The 16,309-nt window shown below is 62.8% G+C and carries 13 protein-coding genes and 5 pseudogenes; 8 read left to right on the plus strand and 10 right to left on the minus strand.

Annotation, left to right across the window (positions count from 1 at the left end; all coding sequences use genetic code 11):
• Positions 1 to 163 precede the first annotated feature (163 nt).
• Positions 164 to 1,657 carry a carbohydrate porin gene (locus ACE101_RS01340; protein WP_379125731.1) on the minus strand — a complete coding sequence of 498 codons (1,494 nt, stop codon included), beginning with the start codon at positions 1,655 to 1,657 and terminating at the stop codon, positions 164 to 166.
• Positions 1,651 to 2,202, minus strand: coding sequence for a hypothetical protein (locus ACE101_RS01345; protein WP_379125732.1), 552 nt, complete (start codon positions 2,200 to 2,202; stop codon positions 1,651 to 1,653). Before ACE101_RS01345 ends, ACE101_RS01340 begins: the two co-directional genes overlap by 7 nt.
• Before the next feature lie 229 nt (positions 2,203 to 2,431).
• Between ACE101_RS01345 and ACE101_RS01350 the strand changes: the two are divergent.
• Positions 2,432 to 2,701 (plus strand): annotated as a pseudogene (locus ACE101_RS01350) (transposase family protein); the annotation flags it as partial.
• Positions 2,702 to 2,858: 157 nt separating this feature from the next.
• On the opposite strand, the pseudogene ACE101_RS01355 reads toward ACE101_RS01350, so the two are convergent.
• Positions 2,859 to 3,350, minus strand: a pseudogene (locus ACE101_RS01355) (winged helix-turn-helix domain-containing protein); the annotation flags it as partial.
• Between the two features lie 215 nt (positions 3,351 to 3,565).
• On the opposite strand from ACE101_RS01355, the pseudogene ACE101_RS01360 reads away from it, so the two are divergent.
• Positions 3,566 to 3,736, plus strand: a pseudogene (locus ACE101_RS01360) (transposase); the annotation flags it as partial.
• A 219-nt stretch (positions 3,737 to 3,955) separates the two neighbouring features.
• Positions 3,956 to 4,234 carry a hypothetical protein gene (locus ACE101_RS01365; protein WP_379125733.1) on the plus strand — a complete coding sequence of 93 codons (279 nt, stop codon included), beginning with the start codon at positions 3,956 to 3,958 and terminating at the stop codon, positions 4,232 to 4,234.
• 529 nt (positions 4,235 to 4,763) lie between these two features.
• Here ACE101_RS01365 and ACE101_RS01370 read toward each other — a convergent pair.
• The 7 genes and pseudogenes from ACE101_RS01370 to ACE101_RS01400 form a co-directional block, all read right to left on the minus strand.
• Positions 4,764 to 5,990, minus strand: coding sequence for an outer membrane beta-barrel protein (locus tag ACE101_RS01370; protein ID WP_379125734.1), 1,227 nt, complete (start codon positions 5,988 to 5,990; stop codon positions 4,764 to 4,766).
• A gap of 808 nt (positions 5,991 to 6,798) precedes the next feature.
• Positions 6,799 to 7,284 (minus strand): annotated as a pseudogene (locus tag ACE101_RS01375) (IS6 family transposase); the annotation flags it as partial.
• Between the two features lie 7 nt (positions 7,285 to 7,291).
• Complete coding sequence (locus ACE101_RS01380) at positions 7,292 to 8,269, minus strand: IS110 family RNA-guided transposase (RefSeq protein ID WP_379125736.1); 978 nt, start codon at positions 8,267 to 8,269, stop codon at positions 7,292 to 7,294.
• A gap of 216 nt (positions 8,270 to 8,485) precedes the next feature.
• Positions 8,486 to 8,761: pseudogene (locus tag ACE101_RS01385) on the minus strand (transposase domain-containing protein); the annotation flags it as partial.
• Between the two features lie 158 nt (positions 8,762 to 8,919).
• Positions 8,920 to 9,279 carry a hypothetical protein gene (locus tag ACE101_RS01390; RefSeq protein ID WP_379125737.1) on the minus strand — a complete coding sequence of 120 codons (360 nt, stop codon included), beginning with the start codon at positions 9,277 to 9,279 and terminating at the stop codon, positions 8,920 to 8,922.
• A gap of 23 nt (positions 9,280 to 9,302) precedes the next feature.
• On the minus strand, positions 9,303 to 12,422 hold the full coding sequence (locus ACE101_RS01395; RefSeq protein WP_379125738.1) for an efflux RND transporter permease subunit: 3,120 nt from the start codon (positions 12,420 to 12,422) through the stop codon (positions 9,303 to 9,305).
• A gap of 24 nt (positions 12,423 to 12,446) precedes the next feature.
• The gene (locus tag ACE101_RS01400; protein WP_379125739.1) at positions 12,447 to 14,171 is read right to left on the minus strand and encodes an efflux RND transporter periplasmic adaptor subunit; all 1,725 of its coding nucleotides are present in this window, start codon (positions 14,169 to 14,171) and stop codon (positions 12,447 to 12,449) included.
• A 499-nt stretch (positions 14,172 to 14,670) separates the two neighbouring features.
• On the opposite strand from ACE101_RS01400, the gene ACE101_RS01405 reads away from it, so the two are divergent.
• The 5 genes from ACE101_RS01405 (at position 14,671) to ACE101_RS01425 (ending at position 16,244) form a co-directional block, all read left to right on the plus strand.
• On the plus strand, positions 14,671 to 14,829 hold the full coding sequence (locus ACE101_RS01405; protein WP_379139070.1) for a hypothetical protein: 159 nt from the start codon (positions 14,671 to 14,673) through the stop codon (positions 14,827 to 14,829).
• A gap of 11 nt (positions 14,830 to 14,840) precedes the next feature.
• Positions 14,841 to 15,107: a hypothetical protein gene (locus ACE101_RS01410; RefSeq protein ID WP_379125740.1), complete on the plus strand. Its 267-nt coding sequence runs from the start codon at positions 14,841 to 14,843 to the stop codon at positions 15,105 to 15,107.
• The gene (locus ACE101_RS01415; RefSeq protein WP_379125741.1) at positions 15,104 to 15,457 is read left to right on the plus strand and encodes a hypothetical protein; all 354 of its coding nucleotides are present in this window, start codon (positions 15,104 to 15,106) and stop codon (positions 15,455 to 15,457) included. Before ACE101_RS01410 ends, ACE101_RS01415 begins: the two co-directional genes overlap by 4 nt.
• Before the next feature lie 206 nt (positions 15,458 to 15,663).
• A complete protein-coding gene (locus ACE101_RS01420; protein ID WP_379125742.1) occupies positions 15,664 to 15,897 on the plus strand; it encodes a hypothetical protein in 234 nt (77 codons plus the stop codon).
• Between the two features lie 113 nt (positions 15,898 to 16,010).
• Positions 16,011 to 16,244, plus strand: coding sequence for a hypothetical protein (locus tag ACE101_RS01425; RefSeq protein ID WP_379125743.1), 234 nt, complete (start codon positions 16,011 to 16,013; stop codon positions 16,242 to 16,244).
• The last annotated feature ends 65 nt before the right edge of the window (positions 16,245 to 16,309 follow it).

Here is a 16,309-nt window from a genome sequence, read left to right on the forward strand (position 1 = left end):
TGTTGATCTGCACCTGATCCGCGCATCCCCATACTGGCCCGCGGCATGAACATGGCTGCAATCCGAGGCCTGAGAGCCGGACTCGAAAATTCACATTGGATAGCAGCACCTTGCGAACCGTCTTATCCTCATCTCGACCCAAATAGGAAGCGGTCTATAGAAGCTAGAATTGTAAGCGTAACCGTCCACCGAGGATCGAGACGGGTCCTCGATCACGATTGTATGCTGGATTGGTGACGAACTGATAGTCTAACGTGAGCCGGGCCAACGAGCCTATCGGCAGGCTGTAATACGCTTCCAGGATCTTTTCTGGTCCCGGATTTGGCAATCGGCCGTCGCCGACGAGGATGCCGAGGCCTCCGGCATCTAAATAGCGCCGATGCTGCCGCGATATGTCATTAATAACACCCGCAAATCCGATCGTATCGAAGGGTCGTCCCCAGTCAGTACCCGTCACGGCCAAGCCGGCAGCAAGCGTTCGGTCGATGTCCGAGAATTCGTAAGGCTCGACATCCCCGCTCCTCATTCCACCACGAACGAACATGCCTATATTGGGTGCAAGCTGCTGCTCCACATTGAAGCTCAGGCCATAACCGCTGCGATAGCGCCGGACCGCTGAGATATCTGCATCCTCGCCCGTTGAAGCCGCAAGCCGAATGGCATCCTGGAAGCGGCCCATGCGGCCACGACTCAGGAAGCTTGTGACCTTCAATTTGCCAGGAGCGCCCCAAAGCTCGTGCCGACGCTCGATCTCTAGAACGGTCTGGAACTGCTCGAACCGAGGGTCAAGGATCTTGCTGTTTGGAACCAGCGAGAGGTCGAAGACGCCTCCGCGCAATGTCCAGACGTCTTGGTACCATTCCAGGGCAGCGCCGTAGGTGTAGCCCCAGGCGTTCGCGGCATAGTCAAATGTTCCAGTATCGATCAGAGCCCAATTCAGGAAGTCCGTCCGAGGGTCGTGAGCGTACCTATTTGTATCAAACACGTCCACGACGCTGAACTTCCCGATCGTGAGCACCAATCGGTCAGCCGTTCGAGTTCCCCCTAGCTGGTTCAGATCTGGATCGACCTTCTCAGTTTCGCCTCCCAGACTGATGGTCTGTCGAAAGAACGCTCTGTGAAGCTTGGGATAGGGGGCGACGGCGCCGACCTTGTAGGCCTCCCCGTTCGGAAAGCCGGCCACCCCCAGCGTGCTGCTCAGGCCAAAGCCCTGGTCGATCTCAGGATTGACCCATATTTCCCCGCCAGACCACGGCCGGATTCCGGCATACAACGTGAAATCGAACGTCTCCTTGACCTGTCCCCTTGGGTTCAGGCTGTTCGGTCCTTGATAAGGAGAGCGAAATCGAAAGTTGCCCTGCGGAACTAGGGTGGCTTGACCCCGGATCGCCCAGCTTTCCTCGATCCAGGGGCTTGCCGCCTCGCTTTTGGCTGGGGCAGATGCGGCGGCACCGCTCGCCTCTGAACCAGCTGAGGTCCAGATCGTCTCGCCGGCCTTACTCTCGAGGCTTACGCAGAACACTCGGGCGAGTACGAAGACGCATGTTGCCAGATATCGCCAATTCACGTTGAGATTGGGGTGGCCATTGGTGCCTGCAGCTGAGGCAGAGTTTGCGGACTTCAACCTGAGCCGGAGCACTCCGATGCCCGTCAACATGGCTGGCCTCGCTCCACGTTCATCGAGGAGACAGAGATCCGTGCCGTGCGGATGACCTCTGTCGCAGCGGCAACCGCACGTTCCGTCAAGGCCTTGCTCGTCAAATCCGCCTGTGTCGGCGGCTCTGCCAGATCGGGCGGGAAACCTAATGCGTGCCTAAGGTGGCGCAAACGATTCATCCGCATCGCCAACGGGAAGGTCACCGTCGCTGCGGCTTCGGTCAGGCTCTCGACCGCTTGCACCAGCGAAGCCCGTGCGCCGCCCTCGTCATGGATCAGGCTCCGCGCGCTGGCCAAGTTGGTACAAGCCCTGCTGAAAACGGCTTTCGCCTCGCCCAGAGCCTCATCGGAGAACGAGCGTGCCGCGCCCTGGTCGCCAGCCGCGAATGCTTTGTTCCCACATTCTGTCAGCTGGCGGAACTGGGCGTCGTGCTGTGCGCAAATGGTGGGGATTTCAGCAGCCGAGAGCGCCCTATGCGGCGAGTGCCGGCGATGCAGAGCGGGAACCTTCAGGACGGGGTTGGCTGTGCGCAATTTCTTCGGCAAAGTATATGCTCGCTTATATAGCACTGGCTATACCCAGGAGCATGGACAATCAAAACTGTCAATCCCGCCGCGCCTCGCCCCGGAGCCGATCCGCTGATCCTCCCTCGGTTTCACGGCTCTCCCGCACTTTGATATTAGTGGCGAATTCGGCGTGCCTCCTGCGATGAGAGGACGACCCGCGCGATGCGCTTGAGCGACGATGCGGCCCCAAGCCAGCCAGGGGTGGGCGATGTCGCTCGACGTGAACCGCACGTATGTCGTGCCTGATCAGACCGCGCAGGTCGCGCGGGCGATCTTTCCGAACGGCAATCCGGTCATGCGCCTCTACGACGACCTGCCTAGGGTCGTGGAGGATCGCGACTTCGCCGACCTGTTCCCGGCCCGGGGACGGCCCGCAGAGGCACCGGCCCGGCTCGCGCTCCCGACGCTTCTGCAGCTCATGGAGGGGCTCACCGATCGGCAAGCCGCCGACGCCGTGCACACGCGGATTGACTGGCGACTGTATCGCCGGTCAAGCCATGCAAGCGATACGACGGTTTGACCTTTTGGAAACTGGGTGGTTGTCCCCGTTTGGGAGGCGCTCCAGCTTCGGATTGTTCACCGTCGTGAGCGCGTCAAGGCTGGCGCTCCGCGCCATCGCGCGTTGCGCGACAAGGTTTTTTGAACTCGGACACGACCCACGCGTCCTCAGCGGGGTGGCGCGGGCGAGCGCTGATGCGGCTGAAGCCGAGCCCGTCTAGGAGCTTGCCCACCGTGCGCTCGTGGTAGACCACCCTGAAGCGCTCGGCGATCACCCGCTGGAGATCGACCCGTCGCCAGCGCACCACCCCGTCCCTCGCACGATCCGGCCCGGCCTCAACGAGAGCCGACAGCTCGGCCAGCTGCTCCGGGGCGAGGCGCGGTGGGGGTCCCCTGGACCAGTCGTCCTTCAGGCCGTCGGGTCCGAGCGCGTTGAAGCGGTGGGTCCAGTCACGCAGGGTCCGCCGATCCATGCCGCCGATGCGGGCCGCGTCCGCCCGGCTCATGCCGTCCAGGACATCTGCCAAGGACAACAAGCGTCGGCTCTGGTTGGCGTGCCGTGTCGTGGAGGCCAGGCGGCGAAGCTCGCCGGCGGTGAAGTCGGTCCTCAGGCGAACAGGAGCGGGCATAGTGCAGGTCCTCCCTGCGCCAGAGAAGCACCTCGCCGCTCACGAGGGATCCCCCCATGAGTCACAGGCCGTGGCCGTTGGTATCAGCCATTACGCGGCTGCATTCACTCGCGGCCTGACTGGGCCACACCAAATTCGCCACCAATATCAAAGTGCGGGAGAACCGGTTCCACGGACACCTCTGATACGCTCTGGAGGAACGGGGAAGGTGTCGGATGGCGAAAACGTGACGGGAGTTCACGCCCGAGTTCAGACGCGAAGCGGTCGCCCTGCTTGAGAGCAGCGGCCGACCGCAGATGCAGATCGCGGCCGAGCTCGGGATCCAGCCGTCGATGTTGCGGCAGTGGCGCGCAACGCTGCTTGACGGTGGTGAAACGATCCCCCGACCAATGCGCTCAGCTTGTTACCATCGTGCGTCTCAGGAGCCATTCAGCATCGTCGTGTCAGCTTGCACCGGCTGCCCCTCTCGGCTCGTGGATCAGCTTATGCGTTCGCAGCGACAGGTGCGGTAGCGCGCATCCCTTAACAAGGCAAGTCTGCACTCTCTGAAGCCGTTGTTAGCGCCTCATGGGCCGACACCTCTAACCAAATCAAGGAGCACGATGATGTCAAAGACCACGAAGTTGCTCGCTGCTGCTGTTATTTTCGGCGCCGCGTCGCTCGGTACAACGGGCGCCTTTGCCTTCGATCATGGCCATGGCGGCGGTCATTATGGCCGCGGCCACGGAGGCGGCCATCATGGCGGCTACGGCTGGGGCCACCACGGCGGCGGTTACGGCTGGGGCGGTGGATATTATCGCCATCACCACCACGGCTACTACGCGCCCGCTATCCCGTTCGTGCGTTACGGCTACGGGGACAGCCATCACCATCACCATGACTGATGAGGTTTAGAAGTCAGCGTGGCCGGTGCAAAACTCATAATATTGAGTACGGCTGCGGTTGAGCTCGCGGGCGATCGCTCGCAGGGCGACGCGCTCGTCGCTAATTTCGCCGACCAGGGCCGCCGATCGACGAGCCCAGCCCGTGCCGGCATCACCGCCCCGCAGGCCGAGCGAGTTGGCCGGCCCGATGTAGAAGTCAATACCCTGCGATCGGGGCGGGAGGGAGTCGAAGTGGTGAGGTGACCAGTCGGCAATGGCGTAGTCCTAGATCAAAGCGAGCGGCTGCTCATCGACCTCGACCATCCACATTTTGATCTAGCTCTCGCGCAACTTCACTCGTTCGGGCTCTTCCTCGGTCGGCTGCCACCAGCGACGAACGTGGGCTAATTGCCGTCAGGATGTCATCAGTGGTAGATCGGATTCACACCCAATAAAATACGATGTACGAACGCCATGTGTCAATTGATGCAAATACCAAAGAATAAAAATATGATTTTATTGTGTATTAATTTCAAGACCGTTCTCAATCTTAAAACAAAATTCCGGTCTCAACAACAAAGCGGCTCTGGCGGGTTTTGGTTCCAGGCTTTCCGAAGACCAAACCGGGTGTAGTGTTGATCGCTTCGACATAAGAGTATTCAGGTCGAACAAAATAACGGTCAATCTGATACGTTGGGGTTATCGTAGCTGAGAAGGCCTTACTGCCAGGTCCATAGAGCAAATTTGTCACACCCGTACTTCTCTTGCCAGACTGCGCAATATATTCGATCCTGCCGGCAAGGGAAAACTGAGACGTGATGGAATAGCTAGCAAGCAGTGCGCCACCGTAAGTGGATGCGCTTTCCGATATACCCAACACCAAGTCGCGCGGCACGTGAGTAAATTGGATGTAAGGTGAAATAATCCAAGGTCCTGATTTATAGCCGTAAGTGATATTGTAGATGCTGCTGTTGTTTTGCAGCAGCGGGGTAGCTTCTGTGTCATGCGAAGATCGACTGAGATTTGCTCCGGCGCTGAAACTCACTCGATTTGCGTCGTCGATCTTATAGACAACCGAGCCGATCAACCATGTCAATCGATCGGAGTAGAAGCCGTCGTTCAGCGACGCGGTAATGACGGTCGACTCCTTGCTGTAGGCAATTTGCAGACCCTTGTTGATGTTATTGGCCTGGTTGAACAATAAGCCCTGCTCGACGTTCATATTTTGAAACGTGAACGTTCTTTCCCCACTGAACAGAGACGGCATCTGACCGCCTTGTAGAGAAAGCTCGTTGGTAAGTTTTGCCTTCGCATAAATCAGTGGGACGAAACCGTAGGTTTTTGATGCGGTATTGACTGCGCTCGAGTTTGGTAGGCCCAACGCCGGAATTGAATAAATTCCAGTTTGAATGTAAAATTGAGTGGGGCCATCCGCTTTTTGTACAATCATCTGGAAGTTGCTAAAATCAACCCGCGCCGTCCGATCGTCGGGGTAGGGATTGTTCTGCAGTATGCCGTAGCCGGTGACGACGCCCGACACATTAATTTTTCCAAGCGGACCAGCCATAAACGAGGCAGGATTCGGGTCCGCTTTCAGTGGGCCGCTGATCGTGGGCTGTTCAAGTTCGCCCGATTTCTGGGTCTTCGGCACTGAGTCATCGTCGTCGGAGGCGGCGACGGCTGTGTGGGTGAATACAATGGTGATTAGCCCAGCAACGACACCGGGTCTCAAACGGTGAAAAACCCTTTTGGTCCAAAACTTGAGCGCACAAGCCATCCGCGTTGCAAGATCCTTAACTGAGAGATGACATAGATGCACGGTAATATTGTCAGATCTTGTCTGTGGAACATCGTACAATTTAAATATCAGCATTACTTCCTCGCATCACGAATCCAGAGATACAATACAGGAGCAAAATACATGTAATCATTGGCAGGATGAGCAACACAAAACTCGTGCAGGAACTTCATCTGCGCATTCACTGGAAGCGAATCTGTTTGTAGATCGATGTCTTCGTCGACATTTTGCGGTGCGCGCATGAGTTCCCCACTCATGAAACTTCGCGTCCATGCGCAGAATTTGCGTTCATTTGCTTGAATGCCTTGTGCTTCTTCGTTGAAACTGGCGCACGTTGAAGCGCCGTGCCCGACGATCTTAGCGGTCTAGCTTGTGCGGAGGCGGCGAGCAGAATGCTCAGGAACGCCGTCGACTTCCACATCGTAACATCGGGTCCTCTGCACGGCTGAAAGGACGAAAGACCGGGGTGCCTTGCTCACACTATGCCGCCAGCTCAGCTGGCCAGACAACGCCAAGCCGTTGGTCGCAGGGGGAAACGTGGCTTGAGTGCTGTTGAGGGCACACTGTGCTGAGATCGAATTCAGCGGTTTCATCAGCCAGTCACCTGGCAAACTCCGAGCGGCTTCCTTGGGCGAACCGGTGACCATGATCTGACCGGCTGGCTTTAGACCGGGCTGATTGAGAGGATCAGCCAGGACCAGAGGAGCTGGAGATGCGGCGAGGTCAGAAGACGGGGCTTGTCGCAAACTCGGGCGCGGGCTGTAGAAGGGGCTCGGCCATCCCAGTTTCATGCTTTGTTCGCAGCGGGAAGACCGAAGCAGCAGGCGAGCAGTTGGTTCTGCTCGCGCACGGTCCAGGTACCCGCGAACCCGAAGCCCTTGCGCAGCCACAGCATCGCCTCGAAGCCCTGGATCGTGCGCCGTGCCGTGGTGAAGGACCGGAACCCGCCGACCCGCGGCATCGCCCGTTTCACTCGGAAGTGGTCGCTCTCGATCCCTTGCTGCAGGTGTTTGGTCACGTGGTGGGTGGGCGTGCGCGGCAGCAGACCCTCCTCGCGGCTCTCGGCGATCGCGGGCGGATAGGGGCCAGCCCCGTCCGTGCCGATGCGATCGGGAGCGAGCAGCGGCTGATCCTGCAGCATTTTGCGGAAGAAGCGCTTTGCCGCGTCAAGGTCTCGACGGGCGGTGAGCAGGAAGTCGACGGCCTCGCCGTGCTTGTCGATGGCCCGGTACAGGTAGCGCCACCAGCCGCGGACGCGGATGTAGATACCGTCTGCATGGTCAAGCCCTGGTAGCCGCGCCGGGGCGGTAGCCACCTTCGTCCTTCAACACACCGAAACAGAGATGGACGAGCTTGCGCATGGCGGCCCCGAGTGCCGCCATCTTGCACTTCCCGCGACCGAGCAGACGCTCATACTGAGCCTTGATGTCGGGGTTTTTGCGAATACCAACGACGGCGGCCATGTAGAGGGCAGCACGCAGTCGAGGATTGCCGGCCCTGGACAAGGTTGGTCGCCCCCGGACACTTGATCCTGATGTGCGCTCAACCGGCACCAGGCCGAGGAAGGCTGCCGCCTGGCGGGCGCTGTCAAAGGCGCGCATGCGCAGCATCAGAAGCATCCGTGTCGCGGTCTTCGGGCCGACGGCCGGGATCGTCGTCAGCCGCTCCAGGCCCACCTGCAGATCGGCATCGGCGGCGATGCCCTGCTTGATCTCAGCAGCCTGGGCCTTCAGCCCGGCGATGCTTGTGAGCAAGGACCTCTCAACGAGGCCTGGACAGCCGCGCGTCCGCGCCTGCTCCAGACGGTTCTCCTCTCGCCGGAGATCGGCTTCGAGGTCGTCGAGCCGTGCGATCAGGCTCTGAAGATCGAGCAGGGCTTTGGCCGGAGGCGACCAGAGTTTTGGCCGCACCAGCAGGCCGTAGCGTGCCAGAAGATGGGCATCGATCCGGTCAGTCTTGCCGAGAATGCCGAGGGCCTTGGCAAAGCTGCGTACCCGCGCCGAGTTGACGATCGAGATCTGCATGCCCGCTGCGGCAAGCCGGTGTGCGGCCACCTCATGGTAGGCTGCCGTGGCCTCGACGATCAGATGCGTGTCTGCCAGCTCCGCACCAGAGACCTGGGCAACCCAGCGTGCGGCCCGATCAGCGCCTTCAGCGCTGTTGGGGAACGAGCGCTGACCCAGGGGCTTGCCTCCTGTCGACGTTAGGACCGCACAATCCAGGCTGGCCTTCGCGACGTCCATGCCAAGAAATACCAAGGCGTCGTCTCCTCGTTCGAGGCGCCCCTACGCTGATCCACCTTGTTGATGCAGGCTCATCCCTGCGGGGAGGCCTCCGCTACCGTCCAATCTCGTCAGGGGCGCAGTGGAGAGGCCGGGCGCACGATCTACGTCGCAGACTCGTGGTCTCATGTCTCATTCGGGCTGACCCGGCCTCATACCTCAGGAGAGACCTGAGGCGCCGATCAGATACAAGGTCTCGTCCACGCGCACGGACCCACAGTGCGGCTTGCGGAACTGGCGCAGGCGCCGTTCGATGGCGGGCGCATAGGCGAGCACCCACCGGTTGATGGTAGAGTGGTCCACCTCCATGCCCCTCTCCAGGAGCATCTCCTCGATGTCGCGGTAGCTGAGCGCGTAGCGCAGGTACCAGGAGACCGCCTGGACGATCAGGGTGGCCTCAAAGTGCCGGCCCCGGAAGTCGCCACGGGCTTGGCGCTTCAGCTTGAGGGCGAGAGCATTCAGGATCATGGGCCGGCTCCGGATGGAGACGGCAAGCTGGGCAGGTATGGCTAACGACCGGTGAACGGCGGCCCATCCGCGTTTGCGACAGGCCCCTTACGGCGGCCGAGCTGAAGGGGGGCACTTCCTTCGCACCCCTTCAGCTCCCGGAAACTGCCTCCGGAACTTCACTTCGTGAACCGGGCCTGGACCTTGTGGCCCTCGGAGAGTGTGGCCGAGACCACGACGCGAGCACCCGCACCGAGTGGCGCCGACAATGTTCCGACCAGACGATTCGGCGCGGCGGGCGTGAGCTGAACCGTAGTGGTCTTGCCCCCTTCCTGAACGATGGCGCGGGCGCCCGACCGACCGCTTGTCGGCTTCTTGTCGTCGTCGAAGAGGTAGATGACAAGTTCGGTCCCGTTCGACACCATCTCGACATCGTGACCATCTGAGACAGTCACGATGCCGCCGTTTGGCCCTTTCGCCTGCGCGAGCGCACTGAGCGGCAAGGTGGAAAGAGCGACGGCAAGGGCGAGGCGCTTCATAGGTGCTCTCCTTGTGTAGGGGTTTAGAACGCCTCGGCCGGTGTGAGCGCACCGGCTCGGGCCGCCTGGATCCTCTCCAGCGGCCTCCGGCCGAAGGCGAGGAACAGGAGGGGGGTGAGAAGCGTGTCGAGCAGGGTGGCCGAGATCAGGCCACCGAAGATCGTTACGGCCACGGGGTGCAGGATCTCGCGTCCCGGCTCGCCGGCACCCGACAGGAGCGGGATCAAGGCGAGGCCGGCCGAGAGCGCCGTCATCAAGACGGGCGTCAGCCGCTCCAGGCTGCCGCGCATCACCATCTCGCGGCCAAACACCTCGCCTTCGAACAGGACGAGATTGATGTAGTGCGAGATTTTCAGGATGCCGTTGCGGGCCGAGATGCCGGCCAACGTGATGAAGCCGATCATCGAGGCGAGCGAGAGTTCCTGCCCGAAGACATGCAGTGCCGCTACGCTTCCAATGAGCGCCAGCGGAATGTTGCCGAGCACGATGAGGGCCAGCACCGCCGACTTGTAGCGGCTTACTAGCACCACGAAGATCAGCGCGAGCGACACCAGGGCGAGCAGGCCGATGCGCAGCGTCGCCTCCTCACGCTCCTTGAACGAGCCCTCCAGACTCGTCGTGTATCCTTGCGGCAACGGCGTCTCGGCCACGCGCGAGCGGATGTCGGCGACGAGCGCGGCCATGTCCCGCTTGCCGTCACTGTTGGCGGTGACGGCGATGCGGCGCTGTCCGTTCTCGCGATTGATCTGGTTAGGACCATCCGTCTCCTCGACGCGGGCAACGAAGCGGAGCGGGATGTGGCCAGCGGGAGACGCGATGAGGAGGTCAACGAGGCCCGTGGTGGAGCGATCCTGGTCGGAGAGACGCATCACCACGTCGAAGCGGCGGTTGCCCTCCACGATCTGCGACACCACGCGTCCGTTGGACATAGCCTCAAGCGCCTGCGTGACCGCGGCGGGGGTGAGCCCGTAAAGGGCGGCGCGCTCGTAGTCCACGTTCACGCGCAGCTGCGGAATGCGCACCTGCTTCTCGACGCGGAGGTCAACCAATCCAGGGATACCGGCCAAGCGTCCGCGGAGGCGCTCGGCGAGCGTGCGCAAGGTGTCTGTGTCCTCGCCATAGACCTTGAGCGCGATCTGGGCCGGCAGGCCTGAGAGCATGTGCTCCAACCGATGCGCAATTGGCTGGCCCATGCTGATCGACACCGGCAGCACCGAGAGCCGCTCGCGCAGGTCGGCCAGCACCTCGGCCTTGGGCCGGTCGGAGCGGGCCAGGTCGACGTCGAGTTCCGAGTTGTGGACGCCCTCGGCGTGCTCGTCGAGTTCGGCGCGGCCCGTGCGACGCCCGACCGAGCGCACCTCCGGCACTTGGCGCACGATCCGCTCGGCAATAGCCCCTAAGCGGTTAGACTCGGCCAAGGAGATGCCCGGATTGTACTGAAGGGTGACCAGCACCGTGCCCTCGTTGAAGTCCGGCACGAGCTTGCCTCGTTTCAAAAGCGTGGCGCCGTAGACGGCGGCCAAGAACACCACCGCCACACCGACGTAGACGATCGGCTGGCTGCGGAAGGCCCAGTGCAGGAGCGCGCGGTTGCCCCGCTTGAGTACGCGCACGAGGAAGCTGTCACCAGAATGCCCCGCCTTGCGTCCCGACAAGAGATAGTAGGCCAGGACCGGCGTCACGGTAATCGAGGTTAGCAGTGAGCCCAGGATCGAGACGATGTAGGCCACACCCAGCGGCGCGAAGAGCCGCCCTTCGATACCGGAGAGGGCAAACAGAGGAATGAACACCAGGATCACGATCATCGTCGCGTAGACGATGCCGGAGCGCACCTCCTGGGAGGCAGCCGCGATCACCTCCAACACGGGTTCGGGCTGCGGCAGGTGGGCATTTTCGCCCAGCCGCCGGATGATGTTCTCGACGTCGACCACGGCGTCGTCGACCAATTCGCCGATGGCTATGGCGAGCCCGCCGAGCGTCATCGTGTTGATGGAAAGGCCGAAGGCGTCGAACACCAGCACCGTGACCAGGATCGAGATTGGGATGGCGGTGAGCGAGATCAGCGTCGCCCGCACGTTCAGGAGAAAGAGGATTAGGATCACAGCCACCACCCCGGCCGCCTCGAGCAGCACGCGCTCGACGTTGGCGATCGAGGTCTCGATGAAGGTGGCCTGCCGGAACTGGACATTGGTGACCGTGATCCCCGGGGGCACCGACTTCTGGATCTTCTGCAGCTCCTCCTCGATGCGGCGAGTGAGGTCGACCGTGTCGGCGTTAGGCTGCTTCTGGATGCCCACGATCACCGCCGGCCGGCCCCGGTAGCCGGCATCGCCCCGCTTGACCCGAGCTGCGAAGTCCACTGCTGCGACCTGCTTCAGGAGAATGGGCTGGCCTTGGCGGTAGAGCACTACCGTGTTCTGGAGGTCCTCGATCCGCTTGGTCAGGCCGACGTTGCGGATCAGGTACTCCCGGCCGTGCTGGTCGACGAAGCCGCCGCCGGTGTTGGTGCCGAAGCGCGTGATCGCCTGCTCGATCTGCTCGGAGGACACCTCGAGCGCCTGCATCGCGGCCACGTTGGGGATGACCCGGTATTGACGTACCTCGCCGCCGATCGGGATCACCTGTGCGACGCCCTGCAGGGTGAGAAGTTGGGGCCGGAGCACGAAGTCCGCGACCTCGCGCACCTCCATGGGCGTGGCCGTCTCGCTGGTGACCGCCACCAGCATGATCTCGCCCATGATGGAGGTGACCGGCCCCATCTGCGGACTTACCGTCCGCGGCAGGCGCTCGCGCACGAGGGCAAGGCGCTCCGCCACGAGCTGGCGCGAGCGGTAGATATCGGTGCCCCAGCCGAATTCGACGTAGACCACCGACAGCCCGACCCCGGACACGGATCGCACGCGCGTGACGCCCGGCATTCCGTTCATCGTGGTCTCGATGGGGAAGGTGATGAGTTGCTCGACCTCCTGCGGGGCCAAGCCCTCGGCCTCGGTGAGCAGGGTGACGGTGGGACGGTTGAGGTCGGGAAAGACGTCGACAGGCAGGCGCGGTAACACGAAGCTGCCGTAGGCGACCAGCACCAGGGCAGCCGCCAGCACGAACAGGCGGTTCTTCAGGCTCGACGTGACGAGAAGGTTGAACATGGCAGCTTCCGACGAGGAGACGGCTCAGCGCACTTGGTTGATGAGTTCGGCGCCGCGCACGACGACGCGCTCACCAGACTTCAAGCCGTCGCGCACGACCACGCGAGTGGCATCGAACGCTTCGGTGCGTACCGGTCGCCCCTCGAAGCGTTCGGGGGCGGTGTGCAACCAGACGAGCGCGTCGCCATTGGCGGCCCGTACCACCGCGTCGCGGGGCAGGATGAAGCCGGTGACCTCCGATCCGTTGCGGGCCACCACCGTGAGGGGCTGTCCGACGCTGACCGAAGCCGGGGGGTCCAGGATGGCGAAGTGGACCACGGTCGCATGCTGCTGGAGGGCGCGGCTGGAGCCCTGGAAGCGAAGACGCATCGAGGTGCTGTCGCCGCTAAGGGCGGTGGCGTCCGCGATCTTCGTGGGATCGACCTCGCCGTAGACCAGCGCCTCGGCCCAGAACCCTTCCGGATGCACGATCTGGAACAGTGCGTCCTGGGATTGCACCACTTGGCCCGCGACAACCCTGGCATTGGCGATCACGCCATCGATAGGTGCCCGCAGAACCTCCGGCTCGACCCGGGTTTGCCGCACAATCTCGCGGCGCCGGCGAAGGCCCACCAGCTCGGCCTCCGCATCGACCACCTGGCTGCGCGGCGTGATGTTGTCCGCGGCGAGCCTGCGAAGGCGCTCCAACTTCCCCTCGGCGACTGTGATGAGCTGCTCGATCTCGCCCGCCCGCTCTGCGATCGTGGTCTGGTCCGCTAAAGGAAGGGCCGGCTCGACCGTGGCCAGGATGTCGCCTTTCTTCACAGACTGGCCGATGCGGGGTAGGCCGCGCTCGGGCGCGCTCACCCGGCCGCCATTGATGCTCTGCACGAGGCCGGAGCGGTTCGGGTCTGCGATGACGCGGCCGATGAGCTGAACGCCGCGTTGTGCCGTCTCAGGTCTCGTGACGGCCGTTCTGACCTCCATGAGTCGCTGCGAGGGCTTGGGCAGGAACACGTTGCCATCGGGCAGGCGCTGAGGCGCGTCGGAGGTGGCAGCGGCGGCTGGTTCGCGACCGTGATCATGGCCTTCGTGGGCGAGCGCGTAACCGGCCGAAACCAAGAGAGCGGTCAGACCAACTGCCGTTGCCGGTACCCAGCGCGACCGGCTGCGCAACGCAAGACCGAGTAGGAGGCCGAGCACGAGTGTTCCGCCGGCGAGGGAGTAAGGGCTGCCGGTGCCTGCTCCGAGGGATCGCAGGCTCTGGCGGATACCTTCGATCCCGGACGTCGATGCCGTTGCCGCAACGGCGGACGGCTCGGCTGGCAGCGGCAAGGTTCCAATCAGGAGGTCCTCGCCGCCCGGAGCCTGCACGTTGAACACCACCTCCAGCGGGCCGTGCCCAGCGAGCTTCGGCGACGAAACCGTGTAGGTGCCGTCCGGGGTAGCCTCGGCCGCAACCTCGGCATTGCCCAGACTGGCCGTGATCTTGGCGTCTGTGACGGTCGCGTTGTCAGCGAATCGGTCGAGGTAGAGTGTCAGCCGCCCCTGCTTCAGGATGCCAACGAGCTCGTACTGGTCGGAGTGGGTGGCAACCCGCGGCGACCCGGCGTTGGCTGCTAGGGGCGTCTCGTTGCCGTGGTCGTGCCCCTCGTGGGCCGGTGCTCCGGTCGAGGTCGCGGCGAGCATGAGGCAGGAGAGGACGAGAGCGGGCAGGCCGGCGAGCACGGCCGGAAAGCGGCGCGGGGCGCCAAAGTAGGGATTGAGCATCGAATATCCTCGGACGCGGTGTCTCGGCACTCGCATCCCGGAAACGGGACACAAATGCGCCAGGGCACGTCAGAGGAGTCTGGGCGGTCTTCTCAGGCCCTCGGGCTGCATGCCCGGCAGCACCGTGGAAGTGAGATGGGGTAGGCTTGTGCCGGAGCCACGCAGAACGAGCCCAGCCCTGAGCTCGGGCGCAAGAATCGAAGTGGAGGCGTGACAGTACGAACAGTCGGGCATGTCGGGCACCGCGACATCGCCCTGGTCGGCCAACTCAGCCCTATGCAGAGAGGCCGAACCGCCGTCAGTCTCGGCGCGCACGACGCTGGAGCCGTGGGAGTGTCCGGAGGCGTGAAGACCCGCATGAGCCGAGCTCAACACCGCGAACACGGCAATCACCGCTAGCATGAAGCTGGCGACGAAACGGCGCATGTTGGTGTGAGCGGCGTGCAAGTCTGATCTCCGGCCTTTTAAGATACGCGACGAGGGCAGATGTTTCAATCGGGTGTCTGGTTGTGAAACCGGCGGCCTGATCAGCGCGACCCTGCTCACGCTGGTCGTCCTGCCGGCGCTCTACGCCCGCTTCGGCACCACGGAAGCCGCCGCTCGCGATGCCGCCTCCGAGCGCCACACCTACCCGCGCCTGCGGCAAGCAGCCGAATAGGAGGGATCATCATGAAGCTCCGCCTTACCCTCCTCACCGTAGGGGCCATGCTCGCCGTCGGTCCGGCGCAGGCCGACCACCACCTGCTGAAGCGCGCCCTGCAGCAGGCTGGCTGCATCGCACGCAACACCAGCCTGGTCCTACGTGACGGCGCGCGGATGGTCTACGACGTGACCTGCCTCGGTCGGTCCCCTGACCGGGTGCTGATCGTCTGCACCGGCCGGGTCTGCATGCCGGATGATCCGAACCACCACAGCTTGAACGAGGAGATACCATGATCCGTGAACTGCTCGTCGTGCTGATGGTTGCCGGCGAGACCGGCAGCGCCTCAGCCCAAGCCGTCAAGATTGTCGGTATCGGCGCCACGCCTTGCTCCCAGTTCACTGCTGAAATCGGGCGCACTCCTGCTACCGAGCGGGACTTTTTCGCCTGGGCGCAGGGCTTCATGAGCGGCGCGCTGATCCGCTCGCCGCCGGGTGTCGATGAGGGGCTCGACCTCACCCCGCCTGGATTCCCACTGGCGCGGCAGGCCGAGTTCCTGCGCAGCTACTGCCAGGCGCATTCCGAGCAGGACTTCATGGACGCGGTGCGCGCACTCTACCGAACTCTGCGCGCACCACCGACGTGACCCTTGCCGGAGCGCCCCCCCCGACAAGGGCCGCTAAGTCCACGGGTGATGATCTGGCCGTTCATGCCGTGTTCATCGCCTGCGTCTGCCCGGACAATCCAGTCTGACTGCGCCCCAAAAAGGCAGCACGTTTCAGGCGAACCATTTATTCCCTGCGGCGTTTCCAGTCCCAACAGGCGTCATGCCGAACGAGACTGGAGACACCGATGACGAAGAAGCTCGTCCTCACTGGTTTTGCTGCGGCCCTGCTGTTCGCGCCGGCCGCCGCCATGGCCCAGCATGTCGACGTGGGTCCGGGTGGCGTCCGCGCCCACGGTGACGACCATCATCGCGAACAACGCGTCATTGAACGACATCATGATCATGATGCAGATCACACGGGCACCGTCCGGGTCGAGCGCGAACATCACCACCATGACGATCACCACGATGACGACTGAGCTAGGCTGCAGCAACTACTAGCGACGGGTGGAACTATCCTGAAAGCTGAGCCGTTCCATGCCGCTGTGGGGGTCGTCCGACTGTTCCTACGGCTTGTTCAGGAGGAACCCCCATGAGGACACCCATCTTCGCGCTGGCCGTGCTGGCTGCGCTCGGCACTGCGACGCTGGTGACCCCGGTTGCAGCGGCACCGGCCCTGCCGGCTGCTGTTGAGGCTTCGGACATGGTGACGACGGTGCAGCACCGTCACGGGCACATGCGGCACCACCATCACGTGCGGCGCCATCATCACCATCATCACCATCGGATGCGCCACCATCATCATCGGCGACATCATCACCACTGAGTGCAAAGGGGACCCTCGCGGGTCCCCTTTCTCGTTCCGGATCTCCCGGTCAGAACTGCTGGCCC

It is taken from the genome of Methylobacterium carpenticola (assembly GCF_042748905.1).
GTDB classification, from domain to species: domain Bacteria; phylum Pseudomonadota; class Alphaproteobacteria; order Rhizobiales; family Beijerinckiaceae; genus Methylobacterium; species Methylobacterium carpenticola.